This window comes from Thiobacillus thioparus DSM 505 (genome assembly GCF_000373385.1).
Classification (GTDB): domain Bacteria; phylum Pseudomonadota; class Gammaproteobacteria; order Burkholderiales; family Thiobacillaceae; genus Thiobacillus; species Thiobacillus thioparus.
Genome location: NZ_KB891332.1, coordinates 141,060 through 164,494, shown reverse-complemented (window position 1 = coordinate 164,494; position 23,435 = coordinate 141,060). Strand labels below are relative to the sequence as shown.

The window sequence follows — 23,435 nt, the reverse complement described above, 5'->3', positions numbered from 1 at the left end:
ACCGCCGAAGTCTGTGTGGTATCGGGCAACAGACCCGATCACGCGTGCATCCCGGCAAACCCGTGGAGCTGGCTCCACATCCAAGGAGAAGAGTTCATGAAACTGAAAAACTGGTTGATTTTGTCTGCATTGGTGGCCGGGACGAATGCATGGGCCGCCGACACGCCCGCTACCAAGCCCGCAGAAGGTGCGTCACCCTCCATGCACAAAGCGGAAGAAAGCGCGAAGAAGACGGCCGCGGACGCCAAGGAGGCTGCGCAGAAAGCCGCGGACGCCGCGAAAGTGGCCATGGACAAAGCGGAACTGGCTGTCGGCAACACGTCGCAGAAAGCCGCCGAAGCGGCCAGGCAGGCGGCAAAGAATGCCGAGAAGGCCGCTAAATTCGCTGCGCACAAAGCCGCCGAGGCCACCCGGAAAGCAACGGCGGCAACGCGCGAAGCCGCTCAGAAAGTGGAAGACTCCGCGAAAAAAGCCGCCCTTGCGAGCGAGGACGCCCTGAAGAAAGCCGAGGTGTCCGCCAGGCAGGCGGCCCAATCCGGCGCGGCAGCCGCACGGAAAGCCGCCGAAGACACCCGGGATGCGGCGCGCCATGCCATGGAAGCCACCAAGGCGGCAGCCGAGAAGGCGTTCGAAACCAATGAAGGCGCGGCCGACGTGAAGAAATAATCCCGGCGCTCAGTGAGCCGTCAGACCAGCTCCACCCACACCGGCTGATGGTCCGATGCCTCGGTCGCGGCATCGATGCCGTGCGCCTTGAGCCGGGCCGCCAGTCCTTCGGTGAGGAAGACGAAATCGAAGCATTCGGGCTGCTTGACGAAATCCACCGGGTGGATGCCGACCGTAGGTGCGTGCGTTTCGCCAGGATGCAATATGGACCAGGCATCGTGAAATCCCGGCGTCCTCTCGGCAAACGGGGCGAGAATTTGTGCACGCTCGGGTGCGGTGGCGGGAAAATTCATGTCGCCGCACAGCAGCGCCTGCGCAGGCCGGGGAAATACCTCGAAGGACCCGCCCGCCTCCTCCGGCATCGGCGTCCGCCCGGATAGGGCCCAGGCTTCCGCATGCAGGTGGCGGATGGCGTCGATCTGGGCCTGGCGCTGGCGTTGCGAGTAGTACTCGAGGTGGGTGGTCAGCACGCGTAGCGGCCCGACATCGCTTGTCACCACGGCTTCCACCAGCACGCGCTGCATGCTGGGCACCGCCGCCTCGGCCGGCCACGGCAGCAGATGCCGCCACACCTGGCCGACCGGCAGGCGCGAAAAGATGGCATTGCCGAACTGGCTGCGGCCGCCGCGGCCGCCCGGCACATCGGTCGCTGCGCCATAAACCGCCGTATAGCCGGGCAGGCCGGCGGACAATTCGGCGACCTGGTCCTCGCCGCGGCTGCCGGACAGGCCAGGAAAATCGATCGCGACTTCCTGCAGGCAGATGACGTCGAAATCGCCCAGCTTGCGGATGGTCCGCAGGATGCGCGCGAGATCGACGCGGCCGTCCATGCCGCGCCCCCATTGGATGTTCCAGCTCAGTAATTTCATGTCGCACCTCTGCCGTCAGCATAGCGAATGGCCTCATTTGGATGGAACATTGACAGGCGGGGTCCGCCCGTCGGCAAGGGATTGCCTGCACAAAGAGGATAGGGGATGGCGCGGCAGGACTGCCGTCGGTCCGGGCAAGGAATTTTCCGGGGCGGCGGCACTCCCAGTTGAGGTGGCGTCCGGCCGTAAACCCTTGCCGCGGCAAGGCCTTGGCGGAGGCAATCATTGCCGCACGCGGCTTGAGGGATTAAAATGCCGCACTTTTCGCTTTAATTTTGCGGCTTGCCCTGTGGGCAGGCCGCTGTTGCCTGAGCATACGGAACCATGGAACGACAACGCTGGCTGGACGGGACGCTGTATTCGCCCGATTTCGAACAGGATAGCTGCGGCTTCGGCCTGATTGCGCAGATCGACAATCAGCCCAGCCACACGCTGGTGCAGAACGCGATCGGCTCGCTGGCATGCATGACGCACCGCGGCGCGATCGCGGCCGACGGCTTGTCGGGCGACGGCTGCGGCCTGCTGTTCAAGAAACCGGATGCCTTCCTGCGCGCGGTGGCGGCTGACGCCGGCTTTAAGCTCGGTGATCTCTACGCCGCCGGTCTGGTGTTCCTGTCGCGCGACGCGGCGCCGCAGGCGCATGCCCGCACCACGCTGAAATCGTCGCTGGAGGCGCAGGGCCTGACGGTCGCCGGCTTCCGCCTGGTGCCGACCGATTCGTCCGTGTGCGGTGAATCGGCGCTGGAATCGCTGCCGCACATCGAGCAGGTGTTCGTCAACGCGCCTGCTGGCATGAGCGAGGACGACTTCGAGCGCAAGCTCTACATCGCCCGTCGCCAGGCCGAAAAGGCGCTGGAACCGACCGATCCGGTGTTCTACCTGCCGACCTTGTCGTGCCGCGTCATCAGCTACAAGGGCCTGGTGATGCCGGACAACCTGCCGGTGTTCTACCCCGACCTGAACGACGCGCGCTTCGCCACCAGTCTGGCGGTGTTCCACCAGCGGTTCTCGACCAATACCTGGCCGCAGTGGCGGCTGGCCCAGCCGTTCCGCTACCTGGCGCACAACGGCGAGATCAACACGGTGCAGGGCAACCGCAACTGGAGCCGCGCACGCGAACAGAAATTCGTGACGCCCCTGATCCCGGACATGGACGACGTCCGTCCCATCGTCGGCACCAAGGGCTCGGACTCGATGAGCCTCGACAACATGGTCGAAGGCTTGGTGATGGGAGGCGCGGGTCTGTTCCGCGCGCTGCGCCTGGTGATTCCGCCGGCGTGGCAGAACGTCGAATCGATGGACGCCGACATCCGCGCCTTCTACGAATACAACTCGATGCACATGGAGCCGTGGGACGGCCCCGCTGGCGTGGTGCTGACAGACGGCCGCTACGCCGTCTGCACGCTCGACCGCAACGGCCTGCGTCCGGCACGCTGGGTACTGACCAAGGACCGTATCCTCACCATCGCGTCAGAAGTCGGCGTGTGGCAGATCGATCCGGCCAACGTCGAACGCAAGGGCCGCGTCAAGCCGGGCCAGATGGTCGCCGCCGATCTCGAGACCGGCCGCCTGCTGATGCCGGAAGACATCGACAACGAGCTGAAGGGCGCGCAGCCCTACCGCGAATGGCTCAAGGCCGGCGTGGTCAAGCTGGAGCTGTCGATCAACCAGGACGCCGACCTGGCGGTGATGGATGCGGCCAGCCTGCTGACGCACCAGAAGCTGCATAACGTCAGCTTCGAGGAACGCGACCAGATCATCCGCGTGCTGGCCGAGGACGGCGCCGAGGCGATCGGCTCGATGGGCGACGACACGCCGATGGCGGTGTTGAGCCAGAAAGTGCGCTCGCCGTTCGACTATCTGCGCCAGCAGTTCGCGCAGGTCACCAACCCGCCGATCGACCCGATCCGCGAGGCGATCGTGATGTCGCTCAATACCAGCTTCGGCCCCGAGCGCAACTTGTTCAAGGAAACGCCGGAGCACGCGCACCGGGTGGAAGTCCACACGCCGCTGCTGTCGAAGGAGGCCTTCGACAAGCTCTTGAACCTGGACGACCCGTCGTTCGCTTCAACCACGCTCGACCTGCACTACGATCCAACGGCGACCACGCTGGAAGCCGCGATTCATGCGCTGACCGCACGCGCGGTCGACGCGGTGAAGGCCGGCAAGGTCATTCTGGTGCTGTCCGACCGCAACCTCGCCAAGGATCGCCTGCCGATCCACGCACTGTTCGCCACCGGCGCCGTGCACCACGCGCTGATCACGGCCGGCCTGCGCTGCAACGCCAACATCGTGGTGGAAACCGGCAGCGTGCGCGACCCGCACCACTACGCCTGCCTGATCGGCTATGGCGCGACCGCAGTGTATCCGTACCTCGCCTACCAGATCATCGGCGAATTCGTGAAGACCGGCGAGATCAAGCCCAACCTCGACAAGGCGCTGTGCAACTTCCGCAAGGGCATGGACAAGGGCCTGTACAAGGTGCTCTCCAAGATGGGCATTTCGCTGGTGGCGAGCTATCGCGGCGCCCAGCTGTTCGAGGGCGTGGGCCTGCATGAAGATGTGGTCGAGCTGTGCCTGAAGGGCACGGTATCGCGCATTTCCGGCGCCAACTTCGAGGACTTCGAGTCCGACCAGAAGCTGCTGCACAAGGCGGCGTTCAACCCGCTGCGCCCGCTGACCGCCGGCGGCCTGCTGAAGTTCATGTTCGGCGAGGAATACCACGCCTACAACCCGGACGTGGTGCAGCAACTGCAGAAGGCCGTGAAGACCGGCGACTACGCCGAGTTCAAGAAGTATTCCGAGATCGTCAACACCCGCCCGGTGGCGATGGTGCGCGACCTCATGACGCTGAAGCCCGGCGCGAATCCGATCCCGCTGGACGAGGTCGAGCCGCTGGAAAGCATTCTCAAGCGCTTCGACTCTGCCGGCATGTCGCTCGGCGCGCTGTCGCCGGAAGCGCACGAGGCGCTCGCCGAGGGCATGAACCGCATCGGTGGCCGCTCCAACTCGGGCGAAGGCGGCGAGGATCCGAAGCGCTACGGCACGGTGAAGACCTCCAAGATCAAGCAGGTCGCCTCCGGCCGTTTCGGCGTGACCGCGACCTACCTGGTCAACGCCGAGGTACTGCAGATCAAGATCGCGCAGGGCGCCAAGCCCGGCGAGGGCGGCCAACTGCCCGGCGACAAGGTGTCGCCGATGATCGCCTCGCTGCGCCACTGCAAGCCCGGCACCACGCTGATCTCGCCGCCGCCGCACCACGATATCTATTCGATCGAGGATCTGGCGCAGCTGATTTTCGACCTGAAGCAGGTCAACCCCGACGCGCTGGTGTCGGTGAAGCTGGTCGCCGAGCCCGGCGTCGGCACGATTGCGGCGGGCGTGGCCAAGGCCTATGCCGATCTCATCACCATTTCCGGCTACGACGGTGGCACCGGCGCGAGCCCCCTGGCTTCGGTCAAGTATGCCGGGTCTCCGTGGGAACTCGGTTTGAGTGAAGCGCAGCAGGTATTGCGCGCCAACGGCCTGCGCGGCCGCGTCCGCGTGCAGACCGACGGCGGCCTGAAGACCGGTCTGGACGTCGTCAAGGCGGCGATCCTCGGCGCCGAGTCGTTCGGCTTCGGCACCGGCCCGATGGTCGCGCTGGGCTGCAAGTACCTGCGCATCTGCCATCTGAACAACTGCGCCACCGGCGTGGCCACGCAGAACGAGAAACTGCGCAAGGAGCACTTCATCGGCCTGCCCGACATGGTGGTGAACTACTTCAAGTTCGTCGCCGAGGAAACGCGCGAGCTGATGGCCAGCCTCGGCATCAGGAAGCTCACCGATCTGATCGGCCGTACCGACCTGCTGGATGTGAGCGCGGGCGACACCCCGCGCCAGGGCCGCCTGAAGCTCGACGTCCTGCTCTCGCAGGGCGAGATCCCCGCCGACGCGCCGCGCTTCGCGCAGCAGGAACGCAACCCCTCGTTCGACAAGGGTGAACTGGCCGAGCAGATGGTGGCCGACGCCTTGGGGGCAATCAAGTCGGGTTCGGCCATCGCGCTGAACTACGCCGTACGCAACATCAACCGCTCGATCGGCGCGCGCCTGTCGGGCGAGATCGCCAAGGCACACGGTTCCAAAGGCCTGCCGGACGACACCATCCGCGTCCAGCTCACCGGTTCGGCCGGCCAGAGCTTCGGCGTGTGGAACCACAAAGGCCTGACGATCACGCTCGAAGGCGACGCCAACGACTATGTCGGCAAGGGCATGGGCGGCGGCCGCCTGGTGATCTACCCGCCACGCGTCGCCACCTTCGATGCGCACCGCAACACCCTGATCGGCAACACCTGCCTGTACGGCGCCACCGGCGGCGAACTCTACGCGGCCGGCATGGGCGGCGAGCGCTTCGGCGTGCGCAACTCCGGCGCATTGACGGTGGTGGAAGGCATAGGCGACCACGGCTGCGAATACATGACGGGCGGCGTGGTGATCGTGCTGGGCGACACCGGCCTGAACTTCGGCGCCGGCATGAGTGGCGGCATGGCCTTCGTGGTCGACGACACGAACGATTTCATGTCGAAGACCAACAAGGAAATGGTCGAGCTGACCCGCATCACCAGCGACGAAACCGAGCCATTCCGCGTCTTTCTCAAGGCGCAGATGGAACGCCACCTGGCGCTCACCGGCAGCGCCCGCGCGAAGGCGTTGCTGGCCGAGTTCGATACCACCTTGTCTCGCGTCTGGCTGGTCAAGCCGAAGCGCATTTCGATTGAAGACCTGGTCGAGGACATTCCCGGCCAGACACGTGAAGCATTGGAAGCATAACGATGGGCGACGTATTCCAGTTTCTGAAGCAGGCGCGACGCGACGGCGAGAAGACCGCCGCCGATGTCCGCAAGCACGAGTTCCGCGAAATCTACGCGCTGATGGATACGGCACACGCGCAGGAACAGGCCGATCGCTGCCTCGGCTGCGGCAATCCGTACTGCGAATGGAAGTGCCCGGTGCACAACTACATTCCTAACTGGCTCAAGCTGGTGACCGAAGGGCGGCTGTTCGAAGCCGCGGAGCTATCGCACCAGACCAACTCGCTGCCCGAAGTGTGCGGCCGCGTGTGTCCGCAGGACCGCCTGTGCGAAGGGGCCTGCACTCTCAATACCGACGGCTTCGGTGAAGCCGTGGGCGGTGGCCCGAACACGGGTGGCTTCGGCGCGGTGACCATCGGCCAGATCGAGAAGTACATTTCAGAGGAAGCCTTCAAGGCCGGCTGGCGTCCCGACATGTCGAACGTCGTTCCGACCGGCAGGAAAGTCGCCATCATCGGCGCCGGCCCCGCCGGCCTCGGCTGCGCCGACGTGCTGGCACGCAACGGCGTGAAGCCGGTGGTATTCGACCGCTACGACGAAATCGGCGGCCTGCTCACCTTTGGCATCCCCGAGTTCAAGATGGAAAAATGGGTGATGACGCGCCGCCGCGAAGTACTGGAAGGCATGGGCGTCGAATTCCGCCTCAATACCGACATCGGCAAGGACATCTCCATGCAGTCCCTGCTCGACGAATACGACGCCGTGTTCATGGGGATGGGCACCTACACCTACATGAAGGGCGGCTTCCCCGGCGAGGATCTGCCCGGCGTGCTGGAAGCGCTGCCCTTCCTGATCTCCAATGTGCGCAAATGCCTCGACCTGGCCAAGCCGGACGAGGTCTACCACAACATGAAGGGCCTCCGCGTCGTGGTGCTCGGCGGCGGCGACACCGCGATGGACTGCAACCGCACCAGCATCCGCCAGGGTGCAGCCAGCGTCATCTGCGCCTACCGCCGCGACGAGAAGAACATGCCCGGCTCCAAACGCGAAGTCGGCAATGCCAAGGAAGAAGGCGTGCAATTCCTGTGGAACCGCCAGCCGGTCGAGATCGTCGGCGACGGCAAGGTCGAAGGCGTGAAACTCGTCACCACCGAGCTCGGTCCGCCCGATGCGCGCGGCCGCCGCACCCCGGTGGTGATTCCGGGCTCCGAGGAAGTCATTCCGGCCGACCGCGTGATCGTTGCCTTCGGCTTCCGCCCCAATCCGCAACCGTGGTTCGAACAGCACCAGATCGCGGTCGACCCGGGCGGCCGCGTCATCGCCAAGGGCCAACCGCACGCCTTCCAGACTGCCAATCCCAAGGTCTTCGCCGGCGGCGACATGGTGCGGGGCTCCGATCTGGTGGTAACCGCCGTATGGGAAGGCCGCGAGGCCGCCAAAGGCATCCTCGCCTACCTCGACCTGCTGTAACGCCGCCGGCACGGGTGCGGCCCGCCGCACCCGTGCCCACCCATCGGGTATGCTGCGGCATTGCCATCGACTGCCCTTACCGGATGCTTTCAGGCCCTTACTACCCACGTTCGTTCACCATCCTGGTCATCGTTGCCATGGGCGTATTGATCGTGCCGCTGGCCAGCGGCCTGATCAATGCGGTGCACGTGCTGCAAGGCGTGGTCGAAACCCAGCGCCAGTTCACCCACACCAGCCTTGCCGTCACGCGCGACGTGCGGCAGATCGTCGAGTCGGTCAGCCAGCTGCAACGCGCCGCCGGACAATACCACCTGTTGCAGGACGCCGAATTCGGCCCGGCGCTGCGACAAAGCTTCGGCGAACTGCGCACCCAGTTGTCGCAACTCGATACGCAGCTCACCGACTCTCGTTCGCGTGCAACGCTGGCCACGCTGCAGGCGCGCAGCCAGACCCTGTATCGCCAGGTGCGGCCGGGTGAATTCCTGGACAGCGACCAGTTCCACGCACTCGACCCGACGTTCGATGACTTGCATGATGTCGCGCGCACCCTGCTCGTTCAGGCGGATGCCGCGGTGCAGCGCGAATTGCAGGCGCTGGAAGGCACGGTGCAGGCGACCCGCCGGCGGTTGATCGTGTTGGCGTTGGCCCTGATTCCCCTGACGCTGCTGCTCGCGGCTGTGTTTTCCTGGATGATCAACCGTCCGATCAAGCAGCTCAAGACCTCGATCCAGCAACTCGGCCAGGCCGACCTGCGTCCCTTGCCGGCCATCAGCGGGCCGCAGGACATCGTCGAGTTGGGGCGGGAAATCGACTGGCTGCGCCAGCGCCTGCAGGCGCTGGAAGAACAGAAGCTGCGCTTCCTGCGCCACGTGTCGCACGAACTGAAGACGCCGCTCGCATCGCTGCGCGAGGGCGTGGCGCTGCTGGGCGACGAACTGGCGGGTAGTCTCAACCCGCGCCAGCGCAGCATCGTCGGCATTATGGACAGCGGCAGCCGCGACCTGCAGAAGCGCATCGAAGACCTGATCCGTTACAGCAGCATGGTGCAAGATGCCACGCCCTCGCCCGCCACGCCGCAAGCGCTGGCCGACGCGCTCGAAGCCGTCCTGACGCGGCAAAGGCTTGCGCTCGATACGCGCCACATCGAGGTCGAAACGCAGTTCGACGCGCCGGTGCTCCATGCCGAGCGCGGCCAGCTGGAAACCGTACTCGACAATCTGTTGTCCAATGCGGTCAAATTCAGCCCCGAGGGCGGACACATCCTAGTGAAGAGTGCGCCTGTCGATGGCGCGATCGAGGTTTGGGTATGCGATCAGGGCGGCGGCATCCCGGAAGCCGAACGCACCCGCATTTTCGAGCCGTTTTTCCAGGGCGCGCGCCAACCCGCCAGCGTGGTCCGCGGCAGCGGACTCGGCCTGTCGATCGTGCGCGAGTCACTGCTGGCTGTCGGCGGCAACGTCGAAGTGGTCGACAGCCCGCCCTGGTCGATCTGTTTCCGATTGTCGTGGCCCGATCCCCGTGGCCCCCTTAACCTGGCGCGTACCGAATGAGCTTCAAATCCATCCTGCTTGCCAGTCTTTTGCTGACACTGAGCGCCTGTGTCGTCCCGCCCCTGCCCAGCCAGCCGGCGATCCCCGGTAGCCGGCTATCCGGGTTGAGCGCGTCGACGCTCTTGAACGAGCTGTCGCGGGTGGCGGCCCTGTCTCCCGAACAGCGCCGGCGCGAACTGGCCGCGCTGGACAATGAGCGCCGCCTCGACGACGCCAAGCGTTTCCAGCAGGCCGCCCTGCTGGAACGCGAAGACAGCGTGGATGCGTTCGAGCGCAGCCTCAAGAGCCTGGCCATGATCGACGACGTCGATCCCCGTGCGCATACCCTGCTCGATCTGATGAAGAAATCGCTTTCGGCCCGCATCGAGCTCCGGCAGCAGACCGCGCGCGCGCAGGAACTGCAGGACAAGCTCGATCAGATCAAGGCGCTGGAAAAAACCCTGCAGCAGCGCAACACGCTCCCCAAATCGCCATGAAGAAACCTGCCATCCTGGTCGTGGACGACGACGCGGCCCTGCGCGAACTGATCACCCTGCGACTGGAAGCCAACGGGTTCAAGGTCGAAGCGGTCGACAGCGGCGAGGCCGCCCTGGCGCAGCTGGCGCTGGCGCGGCCCGACGCCGTGCTGACCGACATGCAGATGGGCGGCATCGACGGCATGGCACTGTTTCGGGCCATTCATGCACGCGACCCGTCGCTGCCGGTGATCGTACTGACCGCGCACGGCACCATCCCGGACGCAGTGGCCGCCACCCAGCAAGGGCTGTTCGGCTACCTGACCAAGCCCTACGACGCGCCCACGCTGGTCGACCTGCTGAAGCGCGCCACCCGGCTGGCCGGCAGCAGTCCCGAGACACACGACGACAGCTGGCGCAGCGCCATTGTCACCGCCAGCCCGGCGATGGACACGCTGCTGGCCGAGGCCCGTCTGGCCGCCCAGATTGATGCCGCGCTGATGATCCAGGGCGAATCGGGCACCGGCAAGGAGTTGCTGGCGCGCGCGATCCACCGCGCCAGCCCGCGCCACGCCAAGCCCTTCGTCGCGATCAACTGCGGCGCGATCCCGGCCGAACTGCTCGAATCGGAACTGTTCGGTCATGTCAAAGGTGCCTTCACCGGCGCGGGCCGCGACCATCCCGGCCTGTTCCTCAGTGCGCAGGGCGGTACCGTGTTTCTCGATGAGATCGGCGACATGCCCCCGCCCTTGCAGGTCAAGCTGCTACGCGTACTGCAAGAGGGCGAAGTGCGTCCGGTCGGCGCGACCGAGACGCGCGCCGTCGATGTGCGCATTCTCTCGGCCACCCACCGCAACCTGGAAGAGGCCATCGTCAGCGGCGAGTTTCGCGAAGATCTGTATTACCGGCTGAACGTGGTCAACCTGACGCTGCCGCCGCTGCGCGAACGGCGCGAGGACATCCCGTTGCTGGCGCAGCATTTCCTGAGTCTGCTGACGGAAAAATACCGCCGCCGCATCCACAGCTTTGCGCCCGATGCGCTCGACATGCTGGTGGCGGCCGACTGGCCGGGCAATATCCGGCAACTGCACAACGTCCTGGAACAATGCGTCGCCCTATGCACCACCACGACCATCCCGGCCACGCTGGTCGGGCGGGCATTGCGCGACAAACCCGCCGACATCCAGCCGCTGGCCGAGGCGCGCGCGGCCTTCGAACGCGATTACCTCATCACCCTGCTGAAGCTGACACGCGGCCAGGTCAGCGAAGTGGCCCGTCTGGCCGGCCGCAATCGCACCGAGGTATACCGGCTGTTGCAGCGTCACGACCTCACCCCCGCGCTGTTCAAGGATCGCGACGAAACCGACTGAATGTCGGGCAAGGACGACGCCCGCACCACCCGGACTGCCGTCGGCTTGCACGCCAACCTCACAGTTCGTTGATTAAAAAAGAAATTTTTGTCTGGCACACACTCTGCATTGAAGGGATACCGCCTTCGGGGCGTTTATCAACTCTCTGAGGAGAACATCATGTTTGGATGGGCCATCACGTTCCTGATCCTTGCCATCATCGCCGGAATTTTCGGCTTTGCCGGCGTGGCCGGCACCGCAGCCTGGATCGCCAAAATCCTGTTTGTCGTGGGCCTGGTCGTCTTTCTTGTCATGCTGGCCACGGGCCGCCGCCCACCAACGCTGTAAATCCGTCATGCCGCATGAAGAGGGGAGCCCAGGCTCTCTTTTTTATGGCCTGTCGCCGTCGCCATACAAAAATAACAAGTAAAAACATTGACTTATAAAACAGCATGCCCTTGTGTCGCCGGCCGACGACATATCTGCCCTGTCGCGGCCTCACGATCTTGGAAAAATTCCCGCTACTCCATCTCAACACATTGATTTAACAGCAGAAAAAATAACTGGCACGGTCGTCGCTGTATTTGGCTTGAGTGCATGTGCATTCAACTCAACCCTTATAGGAGATAGCCATGAAATTCATTCACTACCGCTTGACGACCTTGACGCTGGCCAGCGTGCTGGGCGCTGCCGTTTCCGTTTCCGCTCTGGCCGCATCGACGGCGGCCGACTTCAAAACCTATGACAGCAATGGCGACGGCAAGATCAGCCCACAGGAATACCAGGCCCAGGGCGGCAGCGAAGGCACGTTCCGCATGATCGACGCCAACGGCGACGGCAGCTTGAGCCACGATGAATTTGTCAAGAAAGGCGGGGCCGCGGCACCCGCCAATCCTGCGGCCCCGGACATGCCGAGCCCGAATGATCGCCTGTGAACATCTGAACGGCCGGTTGGCGCATGCGCCGCGGATCGGATTACCCCGTATGTAAATGGAGAGGAACATGAAAAACCTTAATCGAACGCTCATGAAGCTGACGCTTACCAGCATGTTCAGCGCGGGTGTTGCGGGTCAGGCCCTGGCCGTGACAGCCAGCTTCAAGACCTACGACAGCAACGGCGACGGCAAGATAAGCCTGACGGAATTCCAGGAACAGGGCGGCCAAGCGCAGGCCTTCCGCGATGGTGACACCAACCATGACAACAGCCTGAGCCAGGATGAACTCGTCAAGGCTGATTCCAGCGGTGACCGCATCAAGGCCGGCAAGTATATCGATGACGCGTGGATTACCACCAAGGTCAAGACAATGTTGCTGAAAGACGAAGGCATGAAGGGACTCAGCGTGGACGTGGAGACCCACAAAGGCACGGTGCAGTTGGCCGGCTGGGTCAACAACGCCACCCAGGTCGCCGAAGCCGAGAAAATCGCGCGCAGTGTCAAAGGCGTCACCGAGGTCAAGAACACCCTGCAGATCAAGAATTGATTGCTGTAGGGATTAGGCTGCGGCGGCATGTGCCGCGGCCGCAACCAGGAGAATTCACATGTACCAGACCACGCAACACCTCAACGATGAGCATATGCAGCTGTACGAATGGAGCGGCGCTGGCGCAGGAACAAGGCTGCTGGGCGCCGCCCCGAGAAAATCGAAGCGGACGCATGCCTGGCATGCCTCATACGGCGTACTGGCGCTGCTGACGTCCCTGCTGGCGCTGAATGGCTGTGACAGCAAGGGCCCGGTGGAACAGGCCGGCAATCAGGTCGACCAGGCCGTCAAGGACATGCAGACGGAAGATGCGCGTTCGCAGCAGATGAACACGCCATCCACCAGCCCGGAGGCGGCAGCACCCGCCCAGGAAGCCCCCTCGGACGGCACGCAGCCTGGTTCCGACATGCCGAAACAGTAGGGCCATGCCGGTACATATGGAGAAACCACACCAAAAAGCTGGTGGCACGCACGCGCCACCGGCTGGGTGTGGATCGAAACGGCAATCAGAACGCGTAGCTGTACATCAACTGCCAGTTCAACTGGCTATGGTCGATGACCATGCCGCCGTTGCCGGCGGGTGGATTGGGGCCTGTACCGGTCACCGAGATTCTGGGCGAATAGCTCAATGCGAAGTTCACCGTGGACTGCTTGCTGAAGGCATAACCGAAGCCCGCCGTATAGTGATTCTCGACGATCGCCGGCCACAGGTAGTTGACGAACTGATCCGGGATCGGATTCTTGCCATGGTTGTAGCCGATGCGGCCGGTCAAGGCGTCGTTGAATTTGTAGGCAAGACCCAGCGACAGCACGATCTGGTCGTTCCAGTCCTGCTGGAACGGCGCAACGACGGCGCCGTTCTTGTAGATGGTCACGGTATTCATGCTGTCGCTCCACAGCACGTCCTTGACGTCGGCCGCGACCATGAGCCGGTCGTTCGCCTGCCAGGCCAGACCCAGGCCCAAGGTGGCCGGCATGTCGAAGCCCTTCACCTTGTAGATGCCGTCCTTGAGGTCAGGTAGGTTGCCGGCGGACTGATAGACGCCGCCGACGGTGAGCGCGTCGGCCAGCTTGTAAGTGAAGCCCAGCTTGGCTGCCAGGCTGTAGCCCTTGGCGGCACCGGTGAAGTCGCTGCCGTCCTTGAAATTGATACCGTATCCGGTCACCACCATGTCCATCCCGGCCCAGACGAGGTCGACGCTTCCGCCGATATTGAAGCGGTCATTGACCGCGTAGACCAGCGGGAAAATCACTCGCCCGACACTCACCTGCGCCATGTCGCCGCTGGCGTACTCGGTGCCCATGCCGCCCTGGCCGTAGATGCCGGCGCCGTAGGTCAGCTTGCCCTGCTTTTTCGCATAGCCGAATGCTGGCATGTAGAAGGCATCCGCTTTGGATTTGCCGATGCCCATGGACGTCTTGACGTCCGGACCCACGAAACCGAGCATCACGTCGATCCGGCTGCCTTCCGCCATCAGGCCCAGCGTGGCCGGATTGTTCGCCATGGCGGCCGTACCGTTGTCATACGCCATGGCCGCCCCGCCCATGCCGGCGGCAATGGGGCCATAGCCTTCCATGAGCATGCCGTTGGTCGCCATGGCCAAGCCGGGCACAGTCATGCCAACCGCGGCAAGCGTGGCCGCGAGTTTATTCAGTTGCATCGGGGGGTTCTCCTAGAGGTACGGGTTATAGATTTTTAGAAAAGTCGAAAATTCTAACCTATTTATGTACGCGGCCGAATGGGCAGGCCGGGGTCTGACAAATCTGATGAATCGGGATGGGCAACGCTGGGCGGGGAATCTTCCATACGTCGATCATGAATCGGCATGACTTGGAAAAACATTAGCCCGCTCGGGCGTTACATTGCGTTACATGTGGTTACCTGCCCCAAACATGCCGCTTACACGGCGTGCCTAGAGTGCAATTGTCCGCCGACGCTGAAGATACCGACGGGGACATTGATCAACCGCACAGGAGCCACATCATGAAACCGATTAAAACCCGTCTCGGCATGCTGATACTGGGGGGTCTGAGCCTCATGACGACCGCCGCGCAAGCCGACTGGGACCGTAACGGTCACCCTCAGGTCAGGTACGCCTACCAGCAAAGCCAGGCATACAGTCAGCAGATCAATACGCGCCAGGCACGGCAGATGGATCGCATCGAGGCAGGCAAACATAACGGCAGCCTGACCCGCCACGAAGTCCGCGACTTGATACGTGAGCAGCGCGAGATCCAGGGCATGGAGCGCCATTTCCGCGCCGACGGCATCATCGACGCCCGCGAGTTCAAGCGTCTCGACCATGCGCTCAATCAGGCCGACCGCAACATCCGGGTGGAACGGCATGACCGCCAGGCACGCTATGCCTACGATACCCGTCCCCGTTGAACCCGGCCGCCACCGGCTGCGTGGATCGAATTCCATTCCGAAGACAATATCTAAGGAGCAAGTCATGAACGTGCCCGTCACACTGGCCTTGGCGGCACTCGCGGGCAGCAGCCCGGCGTGGGCCGATCCACCCGAGCATGCACCGGCGCACGGCTACTACAAAAAGCACCGCGACGATGACCGCGGCCATCGACAGGACCGCCATGCCGGACATTACCAAGGCAAAAGCGGAACCGTCTATGTGCACGACTACGGCATCCCGGCCGGCCGCTGCAATCGCGACGAAATCGGCGCGGTCATCGGCGGCGTATCCGGCGCCGTCATCGGCGGACAGGTCGCCGGCCGCGACGATCGCGTCGTCGGCATGGTCGTCGGGGGCGTGCTCGGCGCGGTATTGGGGCACGCCATCGGCGACAGCATGGACGCCCGCGATCGGGCCTGCATGGGCCATGCCCTGGAACTCGGCCGTCCGGGCGTACCGGTCGCGTGGCGCCATGACGGTCACGCCTATCGTTTCACGCCGCGCGGCGAGGCGCGCGACGGCTGCCGTTACGCCACTCTGGTGGTCGACGGCCAACGGCCACGCGACGTGCTGGCCTGCCCGGCCGGGCGTGGCAAATGGTCTTTCCGCCGCACCTGATCGGCCCTCGCCGGGTCGGCGACGCCAAGCCTGCTAAAATGCCGGCTTTGCGTCCTGGCTCGCTTCATGTCTGCCCTCAAGAACGATACTTTCCTGCGCGCGCTGCTGCGCCAGCCTACTGATTACACGCCGTTGTGGCTGATGCGCCAGGCCGGGCGCTACCTGCCGGAATACAACGCCACGCGCGCACGTGCAGGGGATTTTCTGACCCTGTGCAAGACCCCCGATCTGGCGACCGAAGTGACGCTGCAGCCGCTGGCGCGCTACCCGCTCGATGCCGCGATCCTGTTTTCCGACATCCTCACCGTGCCCGATGCGATGGGACTGGGCCTGTACTTCTCGGCCGGCGAAGGTCCGCGCTTCGAGCGCCCGCTGCGCGACGAATGGGAAATCCGCGACCTTTCCGCCCCCGATCCGACCGACAAACTCGGCTACGTGATGGATGCGGTGCGTTCGATCCGTCGCGCGCTCGACGGCTCGGTGCCGCTGATCGGTTTCTCCGGCAGCCCCTACACGCTGGCCTGCTACATGATTGAAGGCGGTGGCTCGGACGACTACCGCCACATCAAGACCATGCTGTACAGCCGCCCGGATCTGCTGCACCGCATCCTCGAAGTAAACACCCGGGCCGTGACCGACTACCTCAATGCGCAGATCGAGGCCGGCGCCCAGGCCGTGATGATTTTCGACTCCTGGGGAGGCAGCCTGACGCCGCACGCCTATCAGGAATTCTCGCTCACCTACATGACACGCATCGTCGACGGCCTGATCAAGGAACGCGACGGCCGGCGCGTACCGAGCATCGTCTTCACCAAAGGAGGGGGCAACTGGCTGGAGGCCATCGCCGCCTGCGGCGCCGATGCGGTTGGCCTCGACTGGAGCATCGACATCGGCGAAGCGCGCCGCCGCGTGAGCAACCAGGTGGCGTTGCAGGGCAATCTCGATCCCAGTGCCCTGCACGGCACGCCCGACATCATCCGCAGCGAAGTCGCACGCATCATCGACGGCTACGGCAATCACCCGGGCCATGTGTTCAACCTCGGCCACGGCATTTCGCAATTCACCAACCCGGACAACGTCAGCGTCCTGGTCGAGGCCGTGCACAGCCGTAGCCGGGCCATGCGTGCCGCCGGTGAAAACTGATTTTCCAGATGAAAGAATCGAAAATTTCGAATAATTCACGTATAAAAATCGACTTTTCAGCACGGTTGGGTTTACGTCACCATACCCGTTCTCGTCGACATTCCGGAGCCTCCTCGTGAAACCTTTCTTGATCAGCCTGTTCGCCGTGTTCCTCACCTTCGCGTTCGCCACCCATGACGCTGAGGCCAGGCGCCTCGGCGGCGGCAAGTCCTTCGGCATGCAGCGCAGCGCGCCCGCCAAACAGGAGGCCGCCCCTACGCCGCAACGCCAGCAGACGGCCGGCACGCCGGCCCCGGCCACCCCGCAGAAGCGCAGTTGGATGGGGCCGATCGCAGGACTGGCCGCCGGCCTCGGGCTTGCCGCCCTGGCTTCGCACTTCGGCTTCGGCGAAGGAATGGCCAATTTCCTGATGCTGGCACTGCTGGCCATGGCTGCGTTCATGTTGTTCCGCTTCCTGATGCGCCGCGCTGCGCCCGCGGCGCCGGCCATGCAATATGCCGGCATGCCGGCCTCCGCAGGGAGTCCGGCATTCTCCGGGTTTGAGCAGACGCCAGCCCCGGCATTCGGCGGCCCCGCCCATCCCTTCCCCCCCGGATTTGACGCCGAGGCTTTCGTGCGCGAAGCCAAGCTCAACTTCATCCGCCTGCAGGCGGCCTTCGACGCCGGCAACCTGGACGACCTGCGTACCTTTACCACGCCCGAAGTCTTCGCCGAAATCCGCCTGCAGCTGGCTGAGCGCGGCAATGCCGCGCAAACCACGGACGTGATGACGCTCGACGCTGCGGTGCTCGAAGCCACTGACGAAGATGGCCGCCACGTGGTCAGCGTCCGGTTCACCGGGATGGTTCGCGAAACGGCCGACGACCACGGCGGCACCCCGTTCGATGAAGTCTGGCACCTCAGCAAACCTACCCTGGGCCAGAGCGGCTGGGTGATCGCCGGGATTCAGCAAGCATAAATCCAGCCAAAACAAGGCCTTGTGCACAGAAAACGTGCACAAGGCCCGTAATTTTGGCAATAGAAGCATCAACTTATGCACAGTTTTGACGCACGGGAACTTTTTTTGTGTCAAGCCCTTGACAGTCGGGCGATGTTTGTAAGTGACTGAATAATATGAATTTGTCTGCCTGCCCGCTTTTTAGCCTTTAAGGCTGGCCCGCCTGAATACGGGCTTTGGAGGGCAATCGACACAAATCACCCACACAATTATCCACAGCCTGCGTGGACAACGCCAAATTACCCTTGGTTAACAATCAGTTAGTGAAACTTTCCCGATACCCGACCAAGATTCGCCGCTAACATGCCGTCCATCCTTCAGGTCGCGCTCGATACCCCGCTCCACCGGCTGTTCGACTATCGTCTGCCGGCGCAGCTTGACCCGGTGCCGTCGGGCAGCCTGGTCGAAGTCCCGTTCGGCCGAACGCTACAAATCGGCGTCGCCCTGGAACGGCAGAGCGATAGCGCCATCGTGGCGGACAAGCTGCGCGACGTCATCCGCGTGCTGGATGATCGCCCTGCGCTGTCGCCCGATATCCTCCACCTGGCGCAGTTTTGTGCCGACTATTACCACTATCCGCTGGGCGCGATCCTGCTCGCCACGCTACCGCCGCGCCTGCGTAATGCGGCGCCGTTTATGGCGGGCAAGCCCTGGCTGACGGTGACCGAGGCAGGCCAGACTGCCGAACCGCCCACCCGTGCCCGTGCACAACGCGCCCTGCTCGACGCCCTGCGCGCTGCGCCGCAGGCGCGCGAGACATTGCGCCTCCGGAAACAAGGCCGCCACGCCGCAGCGCTGGTCACCGCCGGCTGGGCGGAGTGGTCGCGATTGCCGCCCGCTGCCGGCCATGCGCTGCCGACCCAGGCGGCCCCCGCAGCGACCGTCGAGCAACAGGCTGCGCTCGACCGCCTGCTACCCGTGCTGGGGACATTCAGCGTCCACCTCATACACGGCGTCACCGGCAGCGGCAAGACCGAACTGTATCTGCGCCTGATCGACGTGGTGTTGGCAACAGGCCAGCAGGTGCTGGTGCTGATCCCCGAAATCGCCCTCACTCCGCAACTGGAACAGCATTTCCGCCGCCGTTTTCCCGGGCGCCGCATCGCCACCCTGCACAGCGGCTTGAACGAAACCGCGCGCGCGGAAAACTGGCTCGCCGCACCCGACTGCGACGTCCTGCTCGGCACCCGACTGTCCGTGTTCGCGCCGCTTCCCCGGCTGGGATTGATCGTCGTCGACGAAGAACACGATGCCTCGTTCAAGCAGCAGGACGGCCTGCGCTATTCGGCACGCGACGTCGCCATCGCCCGCGGCAAACAGGCCGATATTCCTGTGGTGCTCGGCTCGGCCACGCCTTCGCTGGAAAGCTATGCGCAGGCCCTGAATGGGCGCTACCAGCTGATCGAACTGAGGCAGCGCGCGATCAGCCAGGCGCAACTGCCGGACATTGAACTGGTCGACCTGAAACACATCCCGGTCGACAACGGCCTGACACGACCCGCGTTGCAAGCGCTGACCGACACCCTGGCGCGCGGCGAGCAAAGTCTGGTCTTCCTCAACCGTCGCGGCTATGCCCCGGCACTGTACTGTCCGAGTTGCGCCTGGGTGTCGCCCTGCCCGCGCTGCTCCGCACGGCTGGTGCTGCACCGCACCTCGCACCGATTGAAGTGCCACCACTGCGGATTCGAGACGCGCATCCCGCCCGAGTGTCCGAGCTGCGGCAACCCCGATCTCAAGGCCCTCGGCCAGGGCACCCAGCGGCTGGAGGAAACGCTGGCCGCCCGCCTCCCCGCCGCACGCATCCGCCGCATCGACCGCGACACCATGCGTCCGCGCGCTTGGGCTGAACTCGGCGAAGCCGTGCATGGGGGCCAAGTCGACATCCTGGTCGGCACGCAGATGCTGGCCAAGGGCCACGATTTTCCCAACATGACGCTGGCGCTGATCCTCGACACCGACGGCGCCCTCTACAGCCCGGACTTCCGCGCCACCGAGCGTCTGTTCGCCCAGCTGATGCAGGTGGCCGGGCGCGCCGGCCGCGCCGACAAGCCCGGCCGCGTACTGATCCAGACCGCCTTCCCCGACCACCCGTTGTTCCGCTATCTGCAGCGCCACGATTACGCCGGCTATGCGCGCGCGCTGCTGGCCGAACGCAAGCAGCTCGATCTGCCGCCGTTCACCCGCCAGGTGCTGCTGCGCGCCGAAGCGACGACGATGGATGCGGCGCTCGCCTTCCTGCAACACGCTGCGGCGCTGGCGCCGGACACAGCCGGCGTCAGCGTATTCGGCGCCACGCCGGCACCGATGGCACGTGTCGCCAATCTCGAACGCGCACAACTCCTGGTCCAGTCGGCGCAGCGCCAGGCCCTGCAGGCTTTCGTGCGCGATTGGCGGCCGCAACTCGAGCGCATCAAGCCGCGTATCGCGCGCTGGTCGCTCGACGTCGATCCGCTGGTGTTCTAGGGGTCCTTCTATGTCGAAAGTCCTCAATTAGGCCGGTTTCCGTTCGATAACGTATCTTGGGACACGGATCGAAGTCCACACGATGACGGAACACCGATGAGCGAGCATTACGACGAGCACTACATCAATAGCGTGACCGCGCTGGGCGATACCCATGAGGTCGTCACCACCCAGGCGATATTCACCCGCAACGGCATCAAACTCATCGACCGTGGGGCACGCATCAACTCGGCCATGCGTGAAAAGCTGGTGCGACACAAGCTGATCCCGGCCATCGACGAATGCCTCTCTGTCACCGACGGTGTCACCAACGCCAGCCTGCGCGACCGCGCCCGCGAGATTCTGGATAACGAGCCCCGCTTCCAGTTTTTCCGCTCCAGCCTGCCCGGAACCGCGCGATTGCTCAACGCCTTCTATGCCATGCCGCTCAACGCGCCGCTCGCGTTCAAACTCACGGTGGCACGCGAGCGGCGCCCGGAGATTTTCGAGCACAGTGTGCAGATGACGCTGATCGCGCTCATGCTCGCCATCAAAAGCCGTCTGCCCGAACGCGACCTCGCAAGCGTCGCCGCCGCGGGCATGCTTCACGATATCGGCGAACTGCATATCGATCCCGCCCTGCTGCGACCCGGCCATCCGCTCGATCCGGACGCGATGCGCCATGTCTACGCCCATCCGATGACGGCCTATCTCATCCTGCAAATCTATCCCGCGTTCCACCCGGAAATCAGCACCGCCGTATTCGAACACCACGAACGGCTGGATGGCAGCGGCTACCCACGCGGCCTCAAGGGCGAGGAAATCGGACGCATAGGCCAGATTCTGATGCTGGCCGAGGCCGTCAACGCCCTGTTCGAAAAGAGCTGGCACACCCACGGCGCCGCTCGCCTGGCAGTGATGCTGAAAATGAACCGGCGCAAATTCGACCCCGAACTGATCAACCATCTCGTCAGGCTGCTCAACAGCGGCGAGCGGGCCGGACCAGGCGGAGCGGGCAGCGTCTCGTCCGAGTCCGTGGCGGCCCAGCTCAATCAATTGGCCGAGGTGTTCCGCTTGTGGCGCCACGCACACCACACCTGTCCGCCCGGAGTGACCGAGGAACCCCTGGTGGCATTCGTCAACCAGCGCCTGACCGACCTGGAACGCACTCTGCTGGAGACGGGTTTCCAGCCGGACGAACTGGCTGCCTTCACTGCGGGAATCGAGAACGACACCGCCGCGCTGGCCGAAATCCAACTCATGACCAGCGAATCGCGCCGGCAGGCCTGCGATATCCTGAAAGAGGTCCATCGCCGCTGGACAGCGCTTCGGGACGACAGCGCCGGCCGCGCCGCCGTGGAATACTGGGTCACGCGCGCGCAGACGCTTCTCCAGGCAGACTGACCCGCCCGACCCAATCGCCGTCGGGCGTTTGGCCACCTCGCGCGTGGCGCATATAATCGCGTGCTACCCATTTTGAACACTGAAGATGCCTGCCTGACCCATCTTCAATGTAACCATGTCCAACACCCATCCGCTTAAAGACCAGATCGCCCTGCTGATCGGCGAAGCCCTCGAAACGGTGGCGCCCGACACGCCGGTCAGCCTTGAAATCGAACGCCCAAAGAATTCTGCCCATGGCGACTTTTCCAGCAATGCCGCAATGCAGCTGGCGCGCCCGCTGAAGAAGAATCCACGTGAACTGGCACAGCGTATCCTCACCGAACTGCCGCAATCCCCGCTGATCGCCAAGGCCGAGATCGCCGGCGCCGGCTTCATCAACTTCCATCTCACACCGGCCGCCTGGCATGGCATCGTGCCGCAGATCCGCTCAGCCGGGGCGCAATTCGGCCAGGGCAATGCGGGCAAAGGTCACAAGATGCTGGTCGAGTTCGTCTCCGCCAATCCGACCGGCCCACTGCACGTCGGCCACGGCCGCCAGGCGGCATTGGGCGACGCGATCTGCAACCTGTACGCCGCGCAGGGCTGGGAGGTGTGTCGCGAGTTCTACTACAACGACGCCGGGATGCAGATCGCCACGCTGGCGAATAGCGTACAGACGCGCGCCAAAGGCCTGAAACCAGGCGACGCCGCGTGGCCGGAAGCCGCCTACAACGGCGACTACATCGCCGACATCGCGGCCGATTTCCTGGCCAGGAAAACCGTGAAATCGGACGACCGCGAATTCACCGCCTCGGGCGACGCCGACGACCTCGACTCGATCCGCCAGTTTGCCGTCGCCTACCTGCGTCATGAGCAGGACCTCGATCTGCAGGCCTTCGCGGTGCGCTTCGACAACTACTACCTGGAGTCGAGCCTGTATACCAGCGGGCGCGTCGAGGCAACGGTACAGAAGCTCGTCGAGGCCGACAAGACGTACGAGCAGGACGGCGCGCTGTGGCTGCGCACGACGGATTATGGCGACGACAAGGACCGCGTGATGAAGAAATCCGACGGCACCTACACCTACTTCGTGCCGGACGTCGCCTACCACATCGCCAAATGGGAGCGCGGCTACGAGCGCGCAATCAACATCCAGGGCACCGACCACCACGGTACCATCGCGCGGGTGCGCGCAGGCCTGCAGGCTGCGGGCGTGGGTATCGCCAAGGGGTATCCGGATTACCTGCTGCACACCATGGTGCGGGTGATGCGCGGCGGCGAAGAAGTAAAGATCTCCAAACGCGCCGGCAGCTACGTCACCCTGCGCGATCTCATCGAATGGACCAGCAAGGATGCGGTGCGCTTCTTCCTGCTGAGCCGCAAGGCCGACACCGAATACATCTTCGATATCGATCTGGCGCTCGCCCGCAACAACGACAATCCGGTGTATTACGTGCAGTATGCGCACGCGCGCATCTGCCGGGTGTTCGAGGAATGGGGCGGCATGTCCGATGCGCTCGATGGCGCCGACCTTGCGCCGCTGACCGCCCAGCATGAACTGGCCCTTTTGCAGCGCCTGGCCGAATACCCGGAAACGGTCTCCACTGCTGCACGCGAACTGGCGCCGCACCTGCTGGTGCATTACCTGCAGATGCTGGCGGGCGATTTCCATTCCTGGTACAACGCCGAAAAATTCCTGGTCGACGACGCGTCGACGAAACTTGCCCGACTGTCTCTGGCTGACGCCACGCGCATTGCAATCGTCAACGGCCTGGCCTTGCTCGGCGTATCCGCCCCGGAGAAAATGTAG

19 protein-coding genes are annotated in these 23,435 nt (G+C 64.1%); 17 read left to right on the top strand and 2 right to left on the bottom strand.

Features of this window, described 5'->3' with window-relative positions:
* The first annotated feature begins 96 nt into the window (after nt 1-96).
* Nucleotides 97-666: a hypothetical protein gene (locus B058_RS0115185; protein ID WP_018509352.1), complete on the top strand. Its 570-nt coding sequence runs from the start codon at nt 97-99 to the stop codon at nt 664-666.
* A gap of 20 nt (nt 667-686) precedes the next feature.
* Here B058_RS0115185 and B058_RS0115180 read toward each other — a convergent pair whose 3' ends face one another.
* Entirely contained in the window at nt 687-1,535 is an 849-nt protein-coding gene (locus B058_RS0115180) for an endonuclease/exonuclease/phosphatase family protein (protein WP_018509351.1), read from the bottom strand.
* 324 nt (nt 1,536-1,859) lie between these two features.
* On the opposite strand from B058_RS0115180, the gene gltB reads away from it, so the two are divergent.
* From gltB to B058_RS0115135, 9 genes are all read left to right on the top strand, one after another.
* Complete coding sequence (gene gltB, locus B058_RS0115175) at nt 1,860-6,344, top strand: glutamate synthase large subunit (RefSeq protein WP_018509350.1); 4,485 nt, start codon at nt 1,860-1,862, stop codon at nt 6,342-6,344.
* 2 nt (nt 6,345-6,346) lie between these two features.
* Entirely contained in the window at nt 6,347-7,795 is a 1,449-nt protein-coding gene (locus tag B058_RS0115170) for an FAD-dependent oxidoreductase (RefSeq protein ID WP_018509349.1), read from the top strand.
* A gap of 83 nt (nt 7,796-7,878) precedes the next feature.
* Nucleotides 7,879-9,345, top strand: coding sequence for a sensor histidine kinase (locus B058_RS0115165; RefSeq protein WP_018509348.1), 1,467 nt, complete (start codon nt 7,879-7,881; stop codon nt 9,343-9,345).
* Nucleotides 9,342-9,821, top strand: a complete 480-nt coding sequence (locus tag B058_RS0115160; protein WP_018509347.1) for a hypothetical protein — start codon at nt 9,342-9,344, stop codon at nt 9,819-9,821. The genes B058_RS0115165 and B058_RS0115160 overlap by 4 nt, the downstream gene beginning before the upstream one ends.
* On the top strand, nt 9,818-11,170 hold the full coding sequence (locus B058_RS0115155; RefSeq protein WP_018509346.1) for a sigma 54-interacting transcriptional regulator: 1,353 nt from the start codon (nt 9,818-9,820) through the stop codon (nt 11,168-11,170). The genes B058_RS0115160 and B058_RS0115155 overlap by 4 nt, the downstream gene beginning before the upstream one ends.
* A gap of 159 nt (nt 11,171-11,329) precedes the next feature.
* Nucleotides 11,330-11,497, top strand: coding sequence for a DUF1328 domain-containing protein (locus B058_RS17645; RefSeq protein ID WP_018509345.1), 168 nt, complete (start codon nt 11,330-11,332; stop codon nt 11,495-11,497).
* A gap of 284 nt (nt 11,498-11,781) precedes the next feature.
* Nucleotides 11,782-12,084, top strand: a complete 303-nt coding sequence (locus B058_RS17085; RefSeq protein WP_018509344.1) for an EF-hand domain-containing protein — start codon at nt 11,782-11,784, stop codon at nt 12,082-12,084.
* Between the two features lie 67 nt (nt 12,085-12,151).
* Nucleotides 12,152-12,631: a BON domain-containing protein gene (locus B058_RS0115140; protein WP_157265916.1), complete on the top strand. Its 480-nt coding sequence runs from the start codon at nt 12,152-12,154 to the stop codon at nt 12,629-12,631.
* Nucleotides 12,632-12,689: 58 nt separating this feature from the next.
* Nucleotides 12,690-13,052: a hypothetical protein gene (locus B058_RS0115135; protein ID WP_018509342.1), complete on the top strand. Its 363-nt coding sequence runs from the start codon at nt 12,690-12,692 to the stop codon at nt 13,050-13,052.
* A gap of 85 nt (nt 13,053-13,137) precedes the next feature.
* Here B058_RS0115135 and B058_RS0115130 read toward each other — a convergent pair whose 3' ends face one another.
* Nucleotides 13,138-14,292 carry an OmpP1/FadL family transporter gene (locus tag B058_RS0115130; protein WP_018509341.1) on the bottom strand — a complete coding sequence of 385 codons (1,155 nt, stop codon included), beginning with the start codon at nt 14,290-14,292 and terminating at the stop codon, nt 13,138-13,140.
* A 323-nt stretch (nt 14,293-14,615) separates the two neighbouring features.
* Here B058_RS0115130 and B058_RS0115125 point away from each other — a divergent pair, with 323 nt between their 5' ends.
* The 7 genes from B058_RS0115125 to argS all read left to right on the top strand — a co-directional run bounded on the left by B058_RS0115125 (nt 14,616) and on the right by argS (nt 23,435).
* A complete protein-coding gene (locus B058_RS0115125; RefSeq protein WP_018509340.1) occupies nt 14,616-15,020 on the top strand; it encodes a hypothetical protein in 405 nt (134 codons plus the stop codon).
* A gap of 64 nt (nt 15,021-15,084) precedes the next feature.
* The gene (locus B058_RS0115120; protein WP_018509339.1) at nt 15,085-15,660 is read left to right on the top strand and encodes a glycine zipper 2TM domain-containing protein; all 576 of its coding nucleotides are present in this window, start codon (nt 15,085-15,087) and stop codon (nt 15,658-15,660) included.
* 66 nt (nt 15,661-15,726) lie between these two features.
* On the top strand, nt 15,727-16,803 hold the full coding sequence (gene hemE, locus B058_RS0115115) for a uroporphyrinogen decarboxylase (RefSeq protein WP_018509338.1): 1,077 nt from the start codon (nt 15,727-15,729) through the stop codon (nt 16,801-16,803).
* Between the two features lie 115 nt (nt 16,804-16,918).
* A complete protein-coding gene (locus B058_RS0115110) occupies nt 16,919-17,761 on the top strand; it encodes a Tim44 domain-containing protein (RefSeq protein WP_018509337.1) in 843 nt (280 codons plus the stop codon).
* Nucleotides 17,762-18,103: 342 nt separating this feature from the next.
* Complete coding sequence (locus B058_RS0115105; RefSeq protein ID WP_018509336.1) at nt 18,104-20,263, top strand: primosomal protein N'; 2,160 nt, start codon at nt 18,104-18,106, stop codon at nt 20,261-20,263.
* Between the two features lie 96 nt (nt 20,264-20,359).
* Nucleotides 20,360-21,646, top strand: a complete 1,287-nt coding sequence (locus tag B058_RS0115100; RefSeq protein ID WP_018509335.1) for an HD-GYP domain-containing protein — start codon at nt 20,360-20,362, stop codon at nt 21,644-21,646.
* Between the two features lie 115 nt (nt 21,647-21,761).
* Complete coding sequence (argS, locus tag B058_RS0115095) at nt 21,762-23,435, top strand: arginine--tRNA ligase (RefSeq protein ID WP_018509334.1); 1,674 nt, start codon at nt 21,762-21,764, stop codon at nt 23,433-23,435.

What these genes read in the sequence shown, in the direction of transcription:
- B058_RS0115100 (WP_018509335.1), top strand. Translation starts at nt 20,360, where the DNA reads ATGAGCGAGCATTACGACGAGCACTACATCAATAGCGTGACCGCGCTG.
- B058_RS0115125 (WP_018509340.1), top strand. Translation starts at nt 14,616, where the DNA reads ATGAAACCGATTAAAACCCGTCTCGGCATGCTGATACTGGGGGGTCTG.
- B058_RS0115135 (WP_018509342.1), top strand. Translation starts at nt 12,690, where the DNA reads ATGTACCAGACCACGCAACACCTCAACGATGAGCATATGCAGCTGTAC.
- B058_RS0115160 (WP_018509347.1), top strand. Translation starts at nt 9,342, where the DNA reads ATGAGCTTCAAATCCATCCTGCTTGCCAGTCTTTTGCTGACACTGAGC.
- B058_RS0115165 (WP_018509348.1), top strand. Translation starts at nt 7,879, where the DNA reads ATGCTTTCAGGCCCTTACTACCCACGTTCGTTCACCATCCTGGTCATC.
- B058_RS0115180 (WP_018509351.1), bottom strand. Translation starts at nt 1,535, where the DNA reads ATGAAATTACTGAGCTGGAACATCCAATGGGGGCGCGGCATGGACGGC.
- B058_RS0115140 (WP_157265916.1), top strand. Translation starts at nt 12,152, where the DNA reads ATGAAAAACCTTAATCGAACGCTCATGAAGCTGACGCTTACCAGCATG.
- B058_RS0115120 (WP_018509339.1), top strand. Translation starts at nt 15,085, where the DNA reads ATGAACGTGCCCGTCACACTGGCCTTGGCGGCACTCGCGGGCAGCAGC.
- gltB (WP_018509350.1), top strand. Translation starts at nt 1,860, where the DNA reads ATGGAACGACAACGCTGGCTGGACGGGACGCTGTATTCGCCCGATTTC.
- B058_RS0115130 (WP_018509341.1), bottom strand. Translation starts at nt 14,292, where the DNA reads ATGCAACTGAATAAACTCGCGGCCACGCTTGCCGCGGTTGGCATGACT.
- B058_RS17085 (WP_018509344.1), top strand. Translation starts at nt 11,782, where the DNA reads ATGAAATTCATTCACTACCGCTTGACGACCTTGACGCTGGCCAGCGTG.
- hemE (WP_018509338.1), top strand. Translation starts at nt 15,727, where the DNA reads ATGTCTGCCCTCAAGAACGATACTTTCCTGCGCGCGCTGCTGCGCCAG.
- B058_RS0115105 (WP_018509336.1), top strand. Translation starts at nt 18,104, where the DNA reads ATGCCGTCCATCCTTCAGGTCGCGCTCGATACCCCGCTCCACCGGCTG.
- B058_RS0115185 (WP_018509352.1), top strand. Translation starts at nt 97, where the DNA reads ATGAAACTGAAAAACTGGTTGATTTTGTCTGCATTGGTGGCCGGGACG.
- argS (WP_018509334.1), top strand. Translation starts at nt 21,762, where the DNA reads ATGTCCAACACCCATCCGCTTAAAGACCAGATCGCCCTGCTGATCGGC.
- B058_RS17645 (WP_018509345.1), top strand. Translation starts at nt 11,330, where the DNA reads ATGTTTGGATGGGCCATCACGTTCCTGATCCTTGCCATCATCGCCGGA.
- B058_RS0115170 (WP_018509349.1), top strand. Translation starts at nt 6,347, where the DNA reads ATGGGCGACGTATTCCAGTTTCTGAAGCAGGCGCGACGCGACGGCGAG.
- B058_RS0115155 (WP_018509346.1), top strand. Translation starts at nt 9,818, where the DNA reads ATGAAGAAACCTGCCATCCTGGTCGTGGACGACGACGCGGCCCTGCGC.